This window comes from Actinoplanes utahensis (assembly GCF_016862455.1).
Lineage (GTDB): Bacteria > Actinomycetota > Actinomycetes > Mycobacteriales > Micromonosporaceae > Actinoplanes > Actinoplanes utahensis.
This window is the reverse complement of record NZ_BOMZ01000103.1, coordinates 42,725-55,300: the sequence shown is the minus strand read 5'-3', so window position 1 is coordinate 55,300 and position 12,576 is coordinate 42,725. Positions and strand designations below refer to the sequence as shown.

Annotated in this window: 12 protein-coding genes and 1 pseudogene; 2 read left to right on the top strand and 11 right to left on the bottom strand. The window is 70.2% G+C overall.

The window, feature by feature from the left end; translation table 11 throughout:
• Positions 1 to 20 precede the first annotated feature (20 nt).
• From Aut01nite_RS36235 to Aut01nite_RS36190, 10 genes are read right to left on the bottom strand one after another with little or no spacing between them, the layout of a single operon-like run.
• Positions 21 to 1,067, bottom strand: a complete 1,047-nt coding sequence (locus Aut01nite_RS36235; protein ID WP_043528890.1) for a methyl-accepting chemotaxis protein — start codon at positions 1,065 to 1,067, stop codon at positions 21 to 23.
• Positions 1,068 to 1,096: 29 nt separating this feature from the next.
• Complete coding sequence (locus tag Aut01nite_RS36230; RefSeq protein WP_043528889.1) at positions 1,097 to 1,468, bottom strand: response regulator; 372 nt, start codon at positions 1,466 to 1,468, stop codon at positions 1,097 to 1,099.
• Positions 1,465 to 1,740, bottom strand: coding sequence for a hypothetical protein (locus tag Aut01nite_RS36225; RefSeq protein ID WP_043528888.1), 276 nt, complete (start codon positions 1,738 to 1,740; stop codon positions 1,465 to 1,467). The genes Aut01nite_RS36230 and Aut01nite_RS36225 overlap by 4 nt, the downstream gene beginning before the upstream one ends.
• Positions 1,721 to 4,069 (bottom strand): chemotaxis protein CheA, encoded by a 2,349-nt coding sequence (locus Aut01nite_RS36220; protein WP_043528886.1) that lies wholly within the window; start codon positions 4,067 to 4,069, stop codon positions 1,721 to 1,723. Before Aut01nite_RS36220 ends, Aut01nite_RS36225 begins: the two co-directional genes overlap by 20 nt.
• Complete coding sequence (locus tag Aut01nite_RS36215) at positions 4,066 to 4,467, bottom strand: response regulator (RefSeq protein WP_043528885.1); 402 nt, start codon at positions 4,465 to 4,467, stop codon at positions 4,066 to 4,068. The genes Aut01nite_RS36220 and Aut01nite_RS36215 overlap by 4 nt, the downstream gene beginning before the upstream one ends.
• Positions 4,467 to 5,333, bottom strand: a complete 867-nt coding sequence (locus Aut01nite_RS36210; RefSeq protein ID WP_043528883.1) for a CheR family methyltransferase — start codon at positions 5,331 to 5,333, stop codon at positions 4,467 to 4,469. Before Aut01nite_RS36210 ends, Aut01nite_RS36215 begins: the two co-directional genes overlap by 1 nt.
• Positions 5,333 to 5,956: a HEAT repeat domain-containing protein gene (locus Aut01nite_RS36205; RefSeq protein ID WP_043528881.1), complete on the bottom strand. Its 624-nt coding sequence runs from the start codon at positions 5,954 to 5,956 to the stop codon at positions 5,333 to 5,335. Before Aut01nite_RS36205 ends, Aut01nite_RS36210 begins: the two co-directional genes overlap by 1 nt.
• 30 nt (positions 5,957 to 5,986) lie before the next feature.
• On the bottom strand, positions 5,987 to 7,054 hold the full coding sequence (gene cheB / locus Aut01nite_RS36200; protein WP_043528880.1) for a chemotaxis-specific protein-glutamate methyltransferase CheB: 1,068 nt from the start codon (positions 7,052 to 7,054) through the stop codon (positions 5,987 to 5,989).
• 12 nt (positions 7,055 to 7,066) lie between these two features.
• Positions 7,067 to 8,623 (bottom strand): chemotaxis protein CheW, encoded by a 1,557-nt coding sequence (locus tag Aut01nite_RS36195; protein WP_043528878.1) that lies wholly within the window; start codon positions 8,621 to 8,623, stop codon positions 7,067 to 7,069.
• 24 nt (positions 8,624 to 8,647) lie between these two features.
• Entirely contained in the window at positions 8,648 to 10,588 is a 1,941-nt protein-coding gene (locus Aut01nite_RS36190) for a methyl-accepting chemotaxis protein (RefSeq protein WP_043528877.1), read from the bottom strand.
• Positions 10,589 to 10,894: 306 nt separating this feature from the next.
• On the opposite strand from Aut01nite_RS36190, the pseudogene Aut01nite_RS36185 reads away from it, so the two are divergent.
• Together Aut01nite_RS36185 and dtd are read left to right on the top strand one after the other, a co-directional pair.
• Positions 10,895 to 11,086 (top strand): annotated as a pseudogene (locus Aut01nite_RS36185) (hypothetical protein); the annotation flags it as partial.
• Between the two features lie 24 nt (positions 11,087 to 11,110).
• Positions 11,111 to 11,530, top strand: a complete 420-nt coding sequence (dtd, locus tag Aut01nite_RS36180; protein ID WP_043528875.1) for a D-aminoacyl-tRNA deacylase — start codon at positions 11,111 to 11,113, stop codon at positions 11,528 to 11,530.
• Between the two features lie 5 nt (positions 11,531 to 11,535).
• Here the strand turns inward: dtd and Aut01nite_RS36175 are convergent, their stop codons facing one another.
• On the bottom strand, positions 11,536 to 12,324 hold the full coding sequence (locus Aut01nite_RS36175; RefSeq protein WP_043528873.1) for a sporulation protein: 789 nt from the start codon (positions 12,322 to 12,324) through the stop codon (positions 11,536 to 11,538).
• Between the last annotated feature and the right edge of the window lie 252 nt (positions 12,325 to 12,576).

Here is a 12,576-nt window from a genome sequence, read left to right as displayed (position 1 = left end):
GGCACCTCTCGCTGGCACGGTCAGAACAGTTCGATGAGGGGTTCGGCGTCCTCGTGGGCGGGGCCGCCGGTCTGCGCGGCGTGGGTGGTCCGCTGCCGGGACATGACGTGCTTGGCCCGCAGGTCCTCGATGCTGATGACCCGGGCCAGAAGCTCCTCCTCGGTGAGGGTGCCGCGGGCGTAGGATGCGACGTCCTCGGTCTGCCGGCGGACGTCGGCGACCGCTTCGGCGACGTGTTCGAGCATCTGCCGGCTGATGTCCTGGAACTGGACGTGCCCGACGGCGCCGGTGGTCTCCACGGTCAGGGCGCCCGAGCTGCGCTGGACCTGTTCCGCGGCGCTCACGGTGTCCTTGAGGATGCCGCTGACCATCTCCGACATCTCCCGCTGGGCGTTGGCGATGCCGCCGAGCCGGCGGGTCATCGCCGTCTCCTCCGTCGTCGCCGGAATGTCCTGGTCCCGGTCGAACTCGCTGTCGTCGGAGAGGACCGAGTCCAGCCGGGCTGTCAGGTCGCCGATGCTGGAGCCGATGCCGTGGGCGGCCTCGGCGGACCGTCGCGCGAGCTTGCGGACCTCGTCCGCGACCACGGAGAAGCCCTCGCCGGCCTCACCGGCCCGGACCGCCTCGATCATCGCGTTGAGCGCGAGGATGTTGGTGGCCCGGCTGACCTCCTCGATCTGCTTCACGTGCTGATCGAGATCGCGCATCTGGTCCACCAGCGCCCGGATCTGGTGGTCGCGGTGCAGGAAGTAGGAGATGAGCCGCCCGACCAGCTGATCGTTGCTGGAGCTGACCTGGCTCAGTTCGGTCTCGGTGCGGCTGAGGGTGCCGGCGAGCTGCGCCACGTCGCCGGCCATCACCTCGGCCAGCGAGTCCACCTTCACGAGCTGTTCGACGATCGCCTGGGCGGCGTCCCCGGTCTGCTCGATGACGTCGTGGACGTGGGCGTCCACGACGTCGCAGTACGACGGGACCGGTTCGAGCGCGGCGACCAGCACGTCGGGGCGCAGGCTCTCGTCCTCCGGCTCGGCCGAGGCCTTGCTGAGCTTCCGGAGAATGCTGGGCATGCGTTACCTCCGTTACGGATCTCGGCCGATCAGGCGCCGGGCAGAACCTGCTTGATCACGCCGAGGAGCTGGTCCGGTCCGACCGGCTTCACGAGCCAGCCGGTGGCACCGGCGGCCTTCGCCTCGGCCCGCTTGGTCTGCTCCGACTCGGTGGTCAGCATCAGGATCGGCGTGAACCGCATGCCCGGGGCCTTGCGGGCCTCGCGGGCGAAGGTGATCCCGTCCATCTGCGGCATGTTGACGTCGCTGATGATCAGGTTCGGCTTGACACCCTTGCCGAGCTTGTCGAGCGCCTCCTTGCCATGGCCGGCGGTCTCGACGGTGTAGCCGGCCTTGGTGAGGATCGACTTGAGGCTCATGAGCATGGTGGCGGAGTCGTCGACGAGCATCACAGTGGTCATGGAGGATCGCTTCCCTGCTTGTTGGCTGGGCCACCACTCACTCCGAGTAGTGGCAGCACCTGCGTCGCCAGGAAGGCGTCACTCGGTGCTGAAGAAATCTTCGGACGGAAAAGAAGCAGGGCCTGGAGCGCGCCGGTATGCAGATGGTTGCACCGTCGCAGGCCGACCTTGGGCCGCTTGGCCGTGCGCAGCCAGCCGGTCAGTTGCTCCACCTCGTCGACGGTGACCACCCCGATCAGGTTGGCGGTCTCCTCATGCAACTCGAGCGGCAAGACCGAGCACCTCCTTCATGTTGAGCACCAGCAGGACCAGACCGTCGCCGAGCAGGGCGGTTCCGGAGAACTCGTCGGCGTACGCGAGCAGGCCCTCCATCGGCTTGAGGATCACGTCGACCTCCCGGTGGAACGCCTCGACGAGCAGGCCGATCCGCTGGCCGTTGACGCTCACCACGAGGATGCGCCGGTCCTCGCCCTCGCCGGGGGCCCACGGCATGTCGAGGACCCGGGCGAGGTCGATCACCGGGACCACTTCGCCGCGCATCATCACCACGTCCTGGTGCAGCACCCGGCCCATCTCGGCGACGGGCACCCGGACCGTCTCGACGACCAGGTCGACGGGGATGCCGAACCGCTGCCCGGAGACGCTCACCACCATCACCTGGGTGACCGCCATGGACAGCGGCAACCGCAGCCGGGTGTACGTACCCTGCCCGAACTTCGACTTCATCGTCACGGCGCCGCCGAGCTTCTCCACGCTGGCCCGGACGGCGTCCATGCCGACTCCCCGCCCGGAGAGATCGGAAACCTGGTCGGCGGTGGAGAAACCCGGGCGGAACACCAGGTCGACCGCTTCGCTGTCGCTCAGCGTCTCCAGCTCTTCTTCGGAGATCAGGCCTTTCTCGTACGCCTTGCGCTTGACCCGCTCCGGGTCGACGCCCCGCCCGTCGTCGGACACCTCGACGATGACCGCGTCGCCGTCGGCGACCGCCGCGAGGGTGAGCCGGGCAGCCGGCGCCTTGCCCGCGGCGACCCGTTCGTCGGACGGTTCGATGCCGTGGTCGAGGCTGTTGCGGACCAGGTGGACCAGCGGGTCGCCGAGCGCCTCGATGACGTCCTTGTCGGCCATCGTGTCCTCGCCCTCGGTGACCAGTTCGATGGTCTTGCCGAGCCGGCGGCTGAGGTCGCGGACGAGCCGCGGGAACCGGCCGAAGGCCACCGACAGCGGCAGCATCCGGACGTCCATCACGGCGGCCTGGAGCTCTTCGGCGATCCGGTGCAGGCCGGCGTACTGGTCCTTGATCCGGCGGCTGAGGACCCGGCTGCCGAACTCCTCCTCGGCCGCGTCGGCGAGGAAGGTGAGGCCGTTCTTGGCCACGTTCAGTTCGCCGACCAGCTCCATCAGCCGGTCCACCTTCTCCTGGTCGACCTTGAGGACGCGGGTGCCGACCTGGCCGCCCGGGTCGTCGGCCCGTCTCTCGTCGGCGCGTTCCTCGCGCCGTTCGACCGGCTCGACCGCCACCGCGGCGGGGACCGGGGCCGGCGCGGCCTCGCCGGCCAGCCGCACCACGGCCTCGATCAGCTCGGCCGGGCCGGCCTCGGCCAGGGCGACCGGCACTCCCAGCGCTCCGGCGGCGGCGGTGACCGCGTGCCGGACCGACCGCAGCCGGGTGCCCTCGGTGACGACGCCCTCCATGGTGAGCGCGCGGTGGGCGGCGTGCAGCACGGCCCGGGCGTCGGCGGCCAGCTCCGAGTCGATCATCGGGACGAAGGCGGCGGTGACCGGCTCCTCGACGTGCAGCGGCGGCTCACCGCTGAGGTGCCGGGTGATCGCGTCCGCGTCGAGCTCGACGATCTCGATCTGGTCGGGCACGTAGCGGAAGAGGTACTCCAGCTCGCCGACGGCGGCCCTGGTGGCGACCGCGAAGGAGAGCAGGCAGGCGTACTCGTCGTACTCCTCCGGGGTCGGCCAGGTCTGCGGCTGCACCACGTTGAGCTTGTCCAGGGCGGGCACCTGGCGGATCAGGTGCAGCGGGTCCTCGGCGCGGAAGAAGCAGTCGGTGTCCGGGGTGTACCAGACGAACCGCAGCGTGGACGCGGTGGTGGCCAGCCAGCCGGCGGTCTCGGTCAGCCACTCGGCGTCGAACCAGGCCAGCCACTGCGGCGCCGCGCTGATCACCCGGGCCGGGCCGGCCGACGCGGAGGTCGGGCCGGCCTCCTCGCCGCCGAGCGGGGCGCGCAGGCGGGTGATCAGGCCGGCCGCGTCGTTGCCGGCGCTGGCCGGGAGCCGTTCGTGCGCGGTGACGTGGGCGAGCCAGCCGCGGATCAGGTCGAACGCGGCCAGCAGGTCGTCGGTCATGCCGGAGTCGAGTGCCAGGCGGCCGCCGCGTACCTGGTCCAGCAGGTCTTCGGCGGCGTGGGTGAGCCGGGTCAGCTCCGGGAAGTCGAACAGGCCGGACGAGCCCTTGAAGGTGTGCGCGGCCCGGAACACCTCGTTGACCAGCTCCGGGTCGCCGGGCACCCGCTCCAGTTGGAGCAGGCCCTCGTCGACCGAGGCGAGCAGGTCGTTGGCCTCGGCGAGGAACTGGGACAACAGCGGATTCATGCCGCCTCTTCCCTTCCCGCGGTCAGCATCGTCGCCACCCGGACCAGCCGGTCCCCGGCGACCGGTTTGACCAGGTAGAGGTTCGCGCCCGCCTGGTACGCCCGGTCGGCGTCGCCGGGCCGGTCCTCGGTGCTGATCATCACGACCGGCGCGGCGGTGCCTACCGTCTCCGAGCGCAGTGTCTCGACGCAGGTGTAGCCGTTCATCTTCGGCATGTTCACGTCCACCACGTACAGATCGAACTCGGCGCTGAGCGACGCCTCGACCGCCTCCAGGCCGTTGGCCGCCTCGCTCACCTCGAACCCGGCCTCGCTGAGCAGACTGTTGTGGTAGAGCCGCACCGTGGCGGCGTCGTCGACGACGAGCACCCGGGCTCTGGTCGCGGTATCCGAGGTCATCACTTGGCTCCGGTCGGTCGCTGGTAGACGAGGCCCTCCGGCAGGCGGCTCGGCGTGAAGATCGGCGAGATGCGGCTCATCGACTCCGAGTGGCCGAGGAAGAGGTAGCCGCCGGGACGCAGGGCGGCGTACAGGTTCTCGGCGGCCCGGCGGCTGGACAGCTCGTCGAAGTAGATCAGGACGTTGCGACAGAAGATCACGTCGAAGTCGCGGAACGACCGCATCGACGGGGTGTCGCAGATGTTCACCTTGTGCAGGGTCACGGCGCTGCGGATGCCCTCGTCGACCTGGTAGCGGCCGGCCCCGACCGCGACGAAGTACTTGTTCATCCAGGCTTTCGGCACCCGCTGCACGGACCGCTCCCCGTAGCTGGCGTGGGCCGCCTTGGCGAGGACGTCGCTGTCGATGTCGGCGCCGTGGATCTCGACGTCCACGTGGTCGATCTGGTCCCACTCCTCCAGGAGGCGGAGTGCGATCGAGTACGGCTCCTCGCCGGTGGAGCAGGGCAGCGAGAGGATCTTCACCGGGCCGACGATCCGGTTCACCCCGCCGCGGGCCGCCAGCACGTTCGGCAGCACCGTGCTGAGCATGGCGTCGAACTGGTAGTCCTCGCGCAGGAAGTACGTCTCGTTGACGGTGAGCTGGTTGATCAGGTCCTGCAGCATGCCGCCGGAGTCGGACATCCGCAGGGCGGCGAACCAGCTCGCGAACGTGTCGTACCCGGAGTTGCGGATGCAGGTGTCGATCCGCTTGTCGACGAAGTACCGCTTCCCCGCGGTGAAGTGGATGCCGGTGCGCTTGTAGAAGTACTCACAGAACCGGGTGAAGTCGGCGTCCGAGAGCGCGACCGGGGTGGTGCTCGCCATCACGCCGTCCCGGTCAGCCGGGGAAGCGCCGAGTTCACCGTGAACCGCAGGAACGGGTCGTCGGGGAACCGCGCCATCGCGTCGCGCAGCAGATCGGCGTCATCCTCGGTCGCCGACGGCAGCAGCGCGTCGATGGCCCCGGTGACCACGTTGGGGTGCGGGTCCTGGCAGATCATCCGGACCAGCCAGTCGTGGGCCTCGGGATGTTGCAGGTCGGCCAGGATCATCGCGGTCATCACCCGGACGTCGTGGTCGGGGGCGGCCAGCAGATTCGGCAGCAGCGCCGGCACCGAGCGGGGCATGGTGGCGAGCGCGGCGGCGACTGCGGTGCGCAGGCCCGCCTCGTCGCTGGTCAGATGCACCGCCAGGCCGCCGGCGACGTCTTCGGTGTCGTGCGCTGCGAGCGTGGTCAGCATCGACTCCAGGACCCGCGGATCATCCTCGGTGCCGACCCGGGCGAGCAGGTCCGGCACCGCTGTGGTGATGTCGGCCAGGCCCAGCGCCGCCTCCCGCCGGCAGTCGGGGTCCGGATCGTCCAGCTGGGCCAGAAGCGTCTCCACCGGCGGCCTGTCCGGCAGCGCCTCCTCCGGCTGCTGCGGGGCCTGCTTGCGGACGAGTCCCATGGTGCTCAACCTCTTCCTTGCGCAGGGTGGTCAGCGGACCCAGTCGGCCAGCCGGCTCGCGATCTCGTACGCGGGCAGTACCTCGGTGGCACCGCCCCGGCGGGCCAGCTCTCCCGGCATGCCCCACACCACGGCGGTCTCCTCGGATTCGGCGATGGTCCGGCCGCCGCCCTCCTTGACCGCCGCCATCTCGGTGGCGCCGTCGTCGCCCATGCCGGTGAGCAGGGCGCAGACCAGCCGTTGCGGGTCGATGTAGCGCCGGGCGGAGGCGACCAGCCGGTCCACGCTCGGGTGCCAGCGGTATTCGGCGGCGGCCGGCACGGTCTTGACGATCAGGCCATCGGTACGCCGAGCGACCACGACGTCGGCGTTCCCCCGCCCGATGTAGATGTTCCCCCGCTGCACATTCATGATCCTGTCGACCTCGTGCACCCGGAGGGGGCAGATCTCGTCGAGGCGGCGCGCCAGGGCCGCGGTGAACGACGCCGGGATGTGCTGGGCCACCACCACCGGCGCGCCGAGCGTGGCGGGCAGCTCGGGCAGCAGGTCGGAGAGGAGCGCTGGTCCGCCGGTGGACGATCCGATCAGGAGCAGGTCCACCGAGCCGACCGGGCTCAGCTGCCGCCGGCCCGGCGGTGCGACGGCGGCCCGCTGGGTCTGGGCGCGGAGCCGTGCGCTGAGCCCGCCGGCCCGCTTGACCCGGGACTTGGCGGCGCTGCGGACCTTGCCGACCAGCTCGGTCGCCACGTCGTCGATGTTCAGCGACACGGTGCCCCCCGGCTTCGGCACGTAATCGACCGCGCCGAGCTCCAGCGCCTCGAGGGTGACCAGGGCGTTGTGCTCGGTCAGCGAGGACACCATCACCACCGGTACGGGGTGCTCCTCCATGATCTTCGAAAGGCAGGTGAGGCCGTCCATCTCCGGCATGTTGATGTCCAGGGTCACCACGTCCGGCTGGATCCGGCCGAGCTGCTCGAGCGCGTCCACGCCGTTGCGGGCGGTGTGCACCTCGAAGTCCCCGGCCTCGGCCAGGATCCCCTTGAGCGCACGCCGCATCAGCGCCGAGTCGTCGACTACCAGAACGGAGGTGGGGGGCATCGGGAACTCCGATCAGACGGCGGCGAGTGCCTCTTCGACGAGGTTCTCGCACAGTTCTGCGGCCTGGCCCGCCTGGTCGGCGGCGAGCAGTTGGTCCACCTGGACGAGCAGGAGCATCCGCTGCTGCTCGGGCAGGTTGGCCACCCGGGACACCACCCGGGCCTGCTCGGCCGACAGCTCCGGCGCCGGTTCGAGGACGTTGCGGCCGACCCGGGCCACCTCGGCGACCGAGTCGACGATGAACCCGGTCCGGACCCCGCCGATGATCAGCACCACGATCCGCTGGCGTTCGTCGCGCTCGGAGCGGCCCAGCCCGAGCCGGGTCCGCAGGTCCACCACCGGCAGCACCGTGCCGCGCAGGTTGACCAGGCCCTCCACGAAGTCGAACGACTTCGGCACCCGGATCAGCGCCTCCGGCACCCGGATGATCTCCTGCACCGCGTCGACGTCGACGGCGTACTCCTCGTCGTCGAGGCGGAACACCACGAACAGCTCCTCGTCGCCCCGGCCGTCGTCAGCCAGGCCACCCGGTCCGTCGGCCATCTCGACCTCGTCCTCCCGCCGGTATTCGGCGATCTCGTTGCGTACCTCCGGCGAGTCGAACATCCGGTTCACGCTCAGCACCGAGACGAGGCGTTTGCCGTCCTCGAGCCGGCACACCGACTCCACCTCGGTGCTGCGCCCGTCGCCGGTCACCACGGTCGGCAGCGGGGCGACCAGCTGATGCGGCACCCGCAGCACCTCGCGCACGGTGTCCATCACCACGCCCACCACACCGCCGTCGATGGAGACCACGACGATCCGGTTCTGCGGCTCGAGCGGCGTCACCGGCAGCCCGAACACGTGGCGCATGCTCACGACGGGCAGCAGCCGGCCCCGCAGGTCGATGACGCCGAGGACGCGGCTGCCGGCGTTCGGCACATGGCTCACCGACTCCGGCGCCTGGACGATCTCCTGCACCTGGTCGATCGGGAGCGCGTACTCCTGGCCCTCGACCGCGAAGCTGACCAGCTCGAGGGTGTCGTCGAGCTCGGCGTCGGCGTCCGACTCGGCGGAGACCCGGGCCGCCGCGGCGGCGTCACGCCCGGAACGCTTCTCCGAGAGCCGGGAGAACTGACTGCCGATCAGCTGGTCCACGTCCAGCACGGTGGTCATCTCGCCGCCACCGGACTTGATCACACCGACCAGCACGTCCGAGCGGACCGTCGCCTGCACCGAGTCGGCCGGCTCGACCTGCTGCGGGTCGATGCTGATCACGCTGGACACCCGGTCGACCACGAAACCGAGCGGCACTCCGCCGTCCACCACGATCACCCGCGTGGTCTCGTCGTGCCCGGTCCGGTCCATCGCGCAGCAGCCCCGCAGGCTCACGATCGGCAGCACCCGGCCACGCAGGTTGGCCAGTCCCTCCAGGGACGGTGGGCCGAGCGGCACCTTGACCACCGCGGGCATCCGGATGATCTCCTGCACGCGGCGCATCGGGAAGGCGTACCGCTCCCCCGCCATGTCGAAGGTGACGTAGTCGCTGTTCTCGTCGAACTCGTCGGCGAGTTCCTCGTCGGCGTCCATCGGGTGTCCTCCCCTTCTCGCCGGTCAGGCGGCGTTCTGCAGCTCGTCGGCGAGCGCGGCGATCTCCTCGACCGCGGCCGCGAGCTCCTCAGCGCCCTGCGCCTGCTCCTTGGCGGCGGTGGAGGACTGGGCGGCGAGTTGCTCGGCCTCGTTCGCCGACGAGGCGATCTGCTCCAGGCCGATCTTGACCTCGCCGAGCACGCTCACGATCTGCTGGGCCGACTCGCGCACCTCGTCGTTGCCGCCGCGGACCTGCTGCATGTCGCGTTCGATCTCCTCCAGCCGGGCGGTGGTCGCCTTGGCCGACTCGACCTCGGCCAGCGACAGCCGGCTCGTCTCCTCCAGGTCGGCGCGGACCTCGACGATCCGGTCCTGCACCGCCTTGACCAGGTCCTTGATCCGGTCGGCGTTGTCGGCCGAGTCCCGGGCCAGGTTGCGGATGTCGGTGGAGACCACGGCGAAGCCCTTGCCGAACTCGCCGGCCCGGGCCGACTCGACAGACCCGTTGACCGCGAGCATGTTGGTCTGGATCGACACGTTGGCGATGGCGTCGACGATCTTGTCGATCCGCCGGGAGATCTGCTCCAGCTCGCTGACCTTGCGGACGTTGTCGGCGCCCTCGCGGGCGGCCTGACCGATCGCATTGATCATCGAGTCGACCGATTGCTTATTGGTGGACAGCAGCTCCAGGATCACGTCGGCGCGTTCCACCGCGGACCCGCCACGGTTCGCCGAGAGCTGGGCGCCCTGCTCGATCTGGCCGACCAGCTCGGAGGTCTGCTGGCCCTTCTCAGCCGCCGTCCGCGCCCCGGTGTTGATCTCGTTGATCGCCACGTTGATCTGGGTGGCGGCCCGGTTGATCTCCTCCACCGCCGCGGACAGCTCCTCCGCCGCGGAGGCGACCTCCTCCGCGCTCTTGGCGATGTCGGTGCTGCTCCGCAACGTCTCGGAGACCTCGGCCAGCGCTTCGGCCGCCTGCTCGCTCTGCCGCAGCGCCTGGGTCTGCTGCGCCACCGTCTGCAGCGACTCCTCGCACGCCGCCGACTGCTGCTCGGCCGCCGCGGCGATCTCCTCGGACCGCTGCTTGGCGGTCGCCGCGGCACGTTTCGACTCCTCGGCGGCCTTCGCCATCTCCACCGCGCCGGCCATGATCGTGCCCATGTCGGCCCGGATCGTCTCCAGCTGCGAGGTGATCGTCTTGCCCTTCTCCACCTCGCCCCGGGCCACGTCGGCGGAGTTCTGCACCGCACCGGCGATCTCGGTGACGCTGGTACGCACCTCGTCGATCAGGTCACGGATCTGCCGGGCGCTGCGCTCGCTCGTCTCGGCGAGGGTGCGCACCTCGTCGGCGACCACCGCGAAGCCCTTGCCGTGCTGCCGGGCCCGGGCCGCCTCGATCGCCGCGTTCAGGGCCAGCAGATTCGTCTGATCGGCGATGTGCGCGACCGTCTTGACGATCTCACCGATCTCGTCGGCCTGTTTCTCCAGCTCGGTGATGGTGACGACCGAGGTGGTCTGCCGGGCCGAGGCGCTCTCCACGTTGGCCAGCAGGTTGCTGATCCCGGTGCGGGTCTCGTTGAGCAGGGCCTGCAACGCCTGGCTGAGGTCGGCGACCTGGCGGGTGGTCTGTCCCTGCTGGCCGACACGCTCCTCGATCTGATTCATCGCGGCCAGGCTCTGCTGGGTGGCGCCGGAGGCCTCCTCGGCGCCCGCCGCGATCTGCTGCATCGATTCGGACAGCTGCCGGGACGCCTCGGCGGCCTCGGCGTTCTGCGCGGAGATCTCGGCGGTGGCCGACGCGATCCGCTCGGCAGCCTGCTGCTGTTTCGCCACCGAGCGGGCCTGCCGGCGACTCGCGTCCGGATCGGCGCCACGAGCCGGGCGCGCCGCAGCCGACGACGCGGGCGGCCGGGCCGTCCGGGCCGTGTCGGTGCTGCGCCCGCTGGCGGTGCTGGTGAGGGGCATGGGTGGGTCTCCCATCTGAGTCCGGCCGAACCGGCACGCGAAGGTCGGTCGCCGTGCATACATGGGGGTAGCGCCGGGGTGCTCACCAACGGGAGCTCACATCTCGACAACCCCTCCGACCAGGCAAATCCTGGCACCGCCGGGACCGTGCCGGAGAGATATTCACGTACTTGACAGCCGTGCAGCGGGGTTTGCGCGGGCCGGAGCGGGGCAAACCGGGGCGTTGACACCCCACGAACCGGAAGGTGGACGATGAGCGACCCCCGTACCGAAGGCGAACTGTCCAACACGATTCCCGCCGGAACCGACCCGGAGGAGCTGCGCAACGGCGGGCCGGCCGGCGAGGGCATCATGACCACCACCGGGGGCACGGCGGGCCCGGCGAGCTTCCCGGACCGGCCGCGCACCGGACCGGGCGTGGCGAACACGACGACCGGCGACGCCACCACCGGCGCCCTGCACGTCGAGGACGAGTACACCAGCGACAACGCCGGCTGAGGCGGTCGGCTACCGTCCACACCCATGCGCGCACTGGTACAGACCGTGAGCCGGGCGAGTGTGACGGTCGACGACGAGGTGATCGGCAAGATTGAGGACGGCCTGCTGGTCCTGGTCGGGGTCACGCACGACGACACCCCGGCCAAGGCCGCCGAGCTCGCCCGCAAGACGTGGGAGCTGCGGGTCCTGGACGACCGGTCGGCCGCCGACCTCGGCGCGCCGCTGCTGGTGATCAGCCAGTTCACGTTGTACGGCGACGCCCGGAAGGGCCGCCGCCCGAGCTGGATCGCGGCCGCGCCCGCCGAGACCGCCGAACCACTGATCGACGAGTACGTGACAGCACTGCGCGCCCGGGGAGCGACCGTGGAGACCGGCCGCTTCCGGGCGCACATGCTGGTGGAGTCGGTGAACGTCGGACCGTGCACGGTCCTGCTGGAGCTCTAGAAGATCTAGAAGAACATGCCGCGGCGCTGGGCGGACTGGCGCAGCCACTGGTCGAGGCGGGACACCCAGTCGATCTGGTCGGCGGTCGCGTAGTCGACGTCGAAGCTGCCGAACGCGTCACGCCCCTCGGTGAAGACGCCGCCGCGCTTGTCCAGCTCCAGCACCACCTGCAGTTTCTGCGGGGTCGGCAGGAACGTGAGCTCCAGCTGGTTGATGCCGCTCGCGTACTGCGGGGGCGGGTAGAACTCGATCTCCTGGTAGAACGGCAGATGCTGCTCCACCCCGTAGATCCGGCCCTGCTCCACATCCGCCTTGCTGAACCGGAAGCCGATCTGCAGCAGCGCGTTGAGGATCCGCTCCTGAGCCGGCAGCGGGTGCACGGCGACGGCGTCCAGGTCGGACTTGTCGACGGCGCGGGCCACCTCCAGCTCGGTCGCCAGGCCCATGGTCATGCCGTGCAGGCGCTGCCCGTACAGATCGGTGATCGGGGTCTGCCAGGGGACCTCGAAGCGGAACGGGACGTCGTGGCGGGCGCCGGGCTCCAGCTTGAACGAGCCGGTCAGCCGCTGGCGGTGGAACTCCTGGTTCGACTGGAACTCACTGTCCCCGCTCTCCACCTCGACCCGGGTGGTGAGGCCGATCGCGACGTACTCGATGTCGGTGGCGTGGTCACCGCCGACCACCTGCACCCGGCCCTCCAGGAAACCGCCCGGATAGGTGTTCGGGTTGGTGAGCACGGTGTCGACCGACGGGCCGCCGACCCCGAACGCCTGCATCATTCGCTTGAAGACCACGCTGGCTCCCTTTCCTAGGCCCCCGCACGATATCGAGTTCCGGCAACACGCGCAGGTGACCCGAAGGTCTGAGTTGTCGGCTTGTCGACGTCAGGGTTCTCCCCGATTCATGCCACCTGGACGCTGGCCTCACCTCCGCTTAACGCGCCGCGGACGAAGCTTGCCCTCACACCGGCACGAATGCGGTTGGCACGAACGAGACGTTATCGCGGGGAGGGGACTCAAAGTGGTCCTGGAGATGAAGGCGTCGGA

Bases quoted from the DNA above. Each gene is read 5' to 3' on its own strand.
- Aut01nite_RS36215 (WP_043528885.1), bottom strand. From the start codon at position 4,467: ATGACCTCGGATACCGCGACCAGAGCCCGGGTGCTCGTCGTCGACGAC.
- Aut01nite_RS36205 (WP_043528881.1), bottom strand. From the start codon at position 5,956: ATGGGACTCGTCCGCAAGCAGGCCCCGCAGCAGCCGGAGGAGGCGCTG.
- cheB (WP_043528880.1), bottom strand. From the start codon at position 7,054: ATGCCCCCCACCTCCGTTCTGGTAGTCGACGACTCGGCGCTGATGCGG.
- dtd (WP_043528875.1), top strand. From the start codon at position 11,111: ATGCGCGCACTGGTACAGACCGTGAGCCGGGCGAGTGTGACGGTCGAC.
- Aut01nite_RS36190 (WP_043528877.1), bottom strand. From the start codon at position 10,588: ATGCCCCTCACCAGCACCGCCAGCGGGCGCAGCACCGACACGGCCCGG.
- Aut01nite_RS36195 (WP_043528878.1), bottom strand. From the start codon at position 8,623: ATGGACGCCGACGAGGAACTCGCCGACGAGTTCGACGAGAACAGCGAC.
- Aut01nite_RS36220 (WP_043528886.1), bottom strand. From the start codon at position 4,069: ATGAATCCGCTGTTGTCCCAGTTCCTCGCCGAGGCCAACGACCTGCTC.
- Aut01nite_RS36230 (WP_043528889.1), bottom strand. From the start codon at position 1,468: ATGACCACTGTGATGCTCGTCGACGACTCCGCCACCATGCTCATGAGC.
- Aut01nite_RS36235 (WP_043528890.1), bottom strand. From the start codon at position 1,067: ATGCCCAGCATTCTCCGGAAGCTCAGCAAGGCCTCGGCCGAGCCGGAG.
- Aut01nite_RS36210 (WP_043528883.1), bottom strand. From the start codon at position 5,333: ATGGCGAGCACCACCCCGGTCGCGCTCTCGGACGCCGACTTCACCCGG.